We start from the raw sequence: 5471 nt of genomic DNA, 5'->3' as shown, positions 1-5471 counted from the left end.
GGTGGTGGTTTGAGAACTCAAGAGCGTGTTTGTACTACTTTTTAGAGTCGTTTTTTGATTGCCAGTCCGATTCCCGCTTCGCCTTGTTTGGGGTGGAGTAGCCGAGGGGTTTTGATGGGGGTCGGGGTTTTTGTGTGGATCGTTTTCCTTATAAACGGTCCCGTCAATTCAATGTTTTGGAGTCATCGTTCGGATGTCTTCGCAATGTTTTTTTGTGGAGGGTTCGATTCTGGCTCAGGATGAACGCTGGCGGCGTGCTTAACACATGCAAGTCGAACGGGATCCCTGGCGCTTGCGCCGGGGTGAGAGTGGCGAACGGGTGAGTAATGCGTGACCAACCTGCCCCATGCACCGGAATAGCTCCTGGAAACGGGTGGTAATGCCGGATGCTCCAGATGACCGCATGGGATTCTGGGAAAGCTTTTGCGGCATGGGATGGGGTCGCGTCCTATCAGCTTGTTGGTGGGGTGATGGCCCACCAAGGCTTCGACGGGTAGCCGGCCTGAGAGGGCGACCGGCCACATTGGGACTGAGATACGGCCCAGACTCCTACGGGAGGCAGCAGTGGGGAATATTGCGCAATGGGCGAAAGCCTGACGCAGCGACGCCGCGTGCGGGATGGAGGCCTTCGGGTTGTAAACCGCTTTTATCGGGGAGCAAGCGAGAGTGAGTGTACCCGTTGAATAAGCACCGGCTAACTACGTGCCAGCAGCCGCGGTAATACGTAGGGTGCAAGCGTTATCCGGAATTATTGGGCGTAAAGGGCTCGTAGGCGGTTCGTCGCGTCTGGTGTGAAAGTCCATCGCTTAACGGTGGATCTGCGCCGGGTACGGGCGGGCTGGAGTGCGGTAGGGGAGACTGGAATTCCCGGTGTAACGGTGGAATGTGTAGATATCGGGAAGAACACCAATGGCGAAGGCAGGTCTCTGGGCCGTTACTGACGCTGAGGAGCGAAAGCGTGGGGAGCGAACAGGATTAGATACCCTGGTAGTCCACGCCGTAAACGGTGGATGCTGGATGTGGGGCCCTTTCCACGGGTTCCGTGTCGGAGCTAACGCGTTAAGCATCCCGCCTGGGGAGTACGGCCGCAAGGCTAAAACTCAAAGAAATTGACGGGGGCCCGCACAAGCGGCGGAGCATGCGGATTAATTCGATGCAACGCGAAGAACCTTACCTGGGCTTGACATGTTCCCGACGACCTCAGAGATGGGGTTTCCCTTCGGGGCGGGTTCACAGGTGGTGCATGGTCGTCGTCAGCTCGTGTCGTGAGATGTTGGGTTAAGTCCCGCAACGAGCGCAACCCTCGCCCCGTGTTGCCAGCGCGTCATGGCGGGAACTCACGGGGGACCGCCGGGGTTAACCCGGAGGAAGGCGGGGATGACGTCAGATCATCATGCCCCTTACGTCCAGGGCTTCACGCATGCTACAATGGCCGGTACAACGGGATGCGACATGGCGACATGGAGCGGATCCCTGAAAACCGGTCTCAGTTCGGATCGCAGTCTGCAACTCGACTGCGTGAAGGCGGAGTCGCTAGTAATCGCGAATCAGCAACGTCGCGGTGAATGCGTTCCCGGGCCTTGTACACACCGCCCGTCAAGTCATGAAAGTGGGCAGCACCCGAAGCCGGTGGCCTAACCCTTCTTGGGGGGGAGCCGTCTAAGGTGAGGCTCGTGATTGGGACTAAGTCGTAACAAGGTAGCCGTACCGGAAGGTGCGGCTGGATCACCTCCTTTCTACGGAGATTCAGGGCGCGGGTTTTCGCGTCCGGTGTCGCCCCCGGTCCGGATGGTCCGGTGTCCGGTGGGCTGCTGGTGTGGAAGAGATCATGGCGGCTCTTGTGGTATGGGCATGCTTTTGGGTTCCCGGATCGCCACCGGGCCTTCGGGTCTGGCGCGGTCCCCATACCGGGTCCCGTCCCCTCCGCGTGCGCGGGTGGGTTTCGGTTCCTGGTCGTGGTGGTGGTTTGAGAACTGGAGAGTGGACGCGAGCAAGAATTCTTTGTTCTTGTTTACTGTTTTTTCGGACGAACTCTATTGTTAGGGTTTTGTTCTTTTGTTCTGATCGTTTTTGTGATCATGAGTGCGAAGATCTGTTGTCCGGTGTTTGCTGGCTTTTGTCGCGGGCGCCTTGTGTGGGTTGTCCGTGAAGGGCGTATGGTGGATGCCTTGGCAGACAGTACCGATGAAGGACGTGTGAGGCTGCGATAAGCCTCGGGGAGCCGCCAGCAGGGCTTTGATCCGAGGATTTCCGAATGGGGGAACCCACCACCCGTCATGGGGTGGTACCGCCTTTGGGCGGGGGGTACGCAGGGAAGTGAAACATCTCAGTACCTGCAGGAAAGGATACTCCGTGAGTAGTGGCGAGCGAAAGCGGATGAGGCCAAACCGTGTGCGTGTGATACCCGTCGGGGGTTGCGCATGCGGTGTTGCGGGATCGCGCGTCCGGGCCCCGACGGGCCCGGCGGGAGTGATAAAACGGCGTTCGAGGCGAACGGGATTGAATTCCCGGCCGCAGAGGGTGATGGCCCCGTAGCCGAACGTGCGTCGTCTCCCGGTCGCGTCTCCCAAGTAGCACGGGCCCCGTGGAATCCCGTGCGAATCTGCCCGGACCGTCGGGTAAGCCTAAGTATATCTGTCTGACCGATAGCGTACTAGTACCGTGAGGGAAAGGTGAAAAGCACCCCGGGAGGGGAGTGAAACAGTTCCTGAAACCGTGCGCCTACAATCCGTCGGGGCCTTCCTTTTGGGGGGTGACGGCGTGCCTATCGAAAAATGAGTCTGCGAGTCAGTGGCGTGTGGCGAGCGTAAGCCGTGTGGTGTACGCGTAGCGAAGGCGAGTCTTAAAAGGCGTTTGAGTCGCGCGTCCTGGACCCGAAGCGGGATGATCTAGCCCTGAGCAGGTTGAAGCGCGGGTAAGACCGCGTGGAGGACCGAACCCACCTGGGTTGAAAACCGGGGGGATGACTTGGGGTTAGGGGTGAAAGGCCAATCAAATTCCGTGATAGCTGGTTCTCTCCGAAATGCATTTAGGTGCAGCGTCGGGTTATTGCGTCCGGGGGGTAGAGCTACTGGATGCTTGCGGGCCCATATCGGGTACCAATAGCAGCCAAACTCCGAATACCCGTGACGTGTATCCCGGCAGTGAGTCGGCGGGGGATAAGCTCCGTCGTCGAAAGGGAAACAGCCCAGACCGTCGTCTAAGGTCCCCAAGCGCGTGCTAAGTGGGAAAGGATGTGGAGTCGCATAGACAGCCAGGAGGTTGGCTTAGAAGCAGCCACCCTTGAAAGAGTGCGTAACAGCTCACTGGTCTAGTGGTTCCGCGCCGACAATGTAGCGGGGCTCAAGCACGCCACCGAAGACGCGGCAGCGTTTTTGACGCTGGGTAGGAGAGCGTCCCCTGCGGGGCGAAGCGGCGGAGTAATCCTGCCGTGGACCGTTGGGGAGTGAGAATGCAGACATGAGTAGCGAGAGGCGGGTGAAGATCCCGCCCGCTGGATGACCAAGGGTTCCAGGGCCACGTTCATCGTCCCTGGGTGAGTCGGGTCCTAAGGCGAGGCCGACAGGCGTAGTCGAATGGATGAACGGGTCGATATTCCCGTACCGGCTTTCAGCCGCCCAAACCGAAAGGGTGAGTACTAACCTCCGCGTCGTCGCGTCCCCGGCCTTCGGGCTTGGGGCGGGTCGTCGTGTTGGGAGCGTAGCCCCGGTAGGTCAGCGCAGGAGTGACGCAGAGAGGTAGCCGGCCGCGGAGGTGGTTTTCCGTGGCCAAGCACGCAAGCCGCGGGGCAGGCAAATCCGTCCCGCATCAGGCCGAGGTGTGATGGTGGGGCCCGTTGGGGCCGAATCCGGTGATCCTAGCTGCCGAGAAAAGCTTCGGCGTCAGGCTGTCAGCCGCCCGTACCCCAAACCGACACTGGTGGTCAGGTAGAGAATACCAAAGCGATCGAGCGAATCCTGGTCAAGGAACTCGGCAAATTACTCCCGTGCCTTCGGTATAAGGGAGACCCCCGGCGGTGACGGCCCTTGCGGCCCGAGCGGTTGGGGGTGGCACAGACCAGGGGGTAGCGACTGTTTACCAAAAACACAGGAGCGTGCGAAGACGTAAGTCGCTGTATACGCTCTGACGCCTGCCCGGTGCCGGAAGGTTAAGAGGATCCGTCATCCCTTCGGGGGGCAGCGGTGAATTCAAGCCCCGGTAAACGGCGGTGGTAACTATAACCATCCTAAGGTAGCGAAATTCCTTGTCGGGTAAGTTCCGACCTGCACGAATGGCGTAACGACTTCCCCACTGTCTCGACCAGGAGCTCGGCGAAATTGCAGTACGAGTAAAGATGCTCGTTAAGCGCAGAAGGACGAAAAGACCCCGGGACCTTTACTATACCTTGGTATTGGCATTAGGCGCGGATTGTGTAGCATAGGCGGGAGGCTTCGAAGCATGGGCGCCAGCTCGTGTGGAGCCGTAGGTGAAATACCGCTCTGTTCTCGTTTGATGTCTAACCTCGAGCAGTCATCCTGCTCAGGGACAGTGCCTGGCGGGTAGTTTAACTGGGGCGGTTGCCTCCCAAAGAGTAACGGAGGCGCTCAAAGGTCCGCTCAGCCCGGTTGGCAATCGGGTGTCGAGTGCAATCGCACAAGCGGGCTTGACTGCGAGACCGACGGGTCGAGCAGGGACGAAAGTCGGAGATAGTGATCCGGTGCCGGCGTACGGACGCGGCATCGCTCAACGGATAAAAGGTACCCCGGGGATAACAGGCTGATCATTCCCAAGAGTCCATATCGACGGGATGGTTTGGCACCTCGATGTCGGCTCGTCGCATCCTGGGGCTGGAGCAGGTCCCAAGGGTTCGGCTGTTCGCCGATTAAAGCGGCACGCGAGCTGGGTTCAGAACGTCGTGAGACAGTTTGGTCTCTATCCTCTGCGCTCGTCGGAACCTTGAGGAGACCTGCCCATAGTACGAGAGGACCTGGGTGGACGAACCTCTGGTATGCCAGTCGTCACGCCAGTGGCGCGGCTGGTTGGCTACGTTCGGAAGGGATAACCGCTGAAAGCATCTAAGCGGGAAGCCTGCTCCAAGATAAGGGTTCCATGCGCCTTCGGGCGCTGTAGTCCCCATGCAGAACACGTGGTTGATAGGCCGGACGTGGAAGCCCCGCGAGGGGTGGAGCTGACCGGTACTAACGGACGAGGGACAATTCATCACGCATCGTACGCGACACGGCCGCATCCCGGACGACAGGGAGCGCGTGGTCACAATGCGCGGAACACGAAACATCGCGTCCATCCTCCGGTTCCCGATCCGTCACCCGGAACCATCCCCCGCCCCCAGGGGCGGGAAGAACAACAGAAGATTTGCGGCGGCCATGGCCCAGGTGAGACGCCCGGTCCCATTCCGAACCCGGAAGCTAAGGCCTGGCACGGCGATGGTACTGCACCCGAGAGGATGTGGGAGAGTAGCACGCCGCCGCATT

The 5471-nt window shown here is 59.7% G+C and carries 3 rRNA genes; all 3 read left to right on the top strand.

Features of this window, described 5'->3' with window-relative positions:
- The first annotated feature begins 211 nt into the window (after nt 1-211).
- The 3 genes from OU11_RS08475 to rrf all read left to right on the top strand — a co-directional run bounded on the left by OU11_RS08475 (nt 212) and on the right by rrf (nt 5470).
- Nucleotides 212-1736: ribosomal RNA gene (locus OU11_RS08475) — 16S ribosomal RNA — on the top strand.
- A gap of 400 nt (nt 1737-2136) precedes the next feature.
- Nucleotides 2137-5200 (top strand): 23S ribosomal RNA (locus OU11_RS08470).
- Between the two features lie 153 nt (nt 5201-5353).
- Nucleotides 5354-5470 (top strand): 5S ribosomal RNA (rrf, locus tag OU11_RS08465).
- Together the 16S, 23S and 5S rRNA genes form the textbook arrangement of a ribosomal RNA operon.
- Nucleotide 5471: the final 1 nt, after the last annotated feature.

It is taken from the genome of Bifidobacterium pullorum DSM 20433 (assembly GCF_000771405.1).
GTDB classification, from domain to species: domain Bacteria; phylum Actinomycetota; class Actinomycetes; order Actinomycetales; family Bifidobacteriaceae; genus Bifidobacterium; species Bifidobacterium pullorum.
The sequence above is the reverse complement of the archived record's forward strand: the minus strand, read 5'-3'. Positions and strand labels throughout refer to the sequence as shown.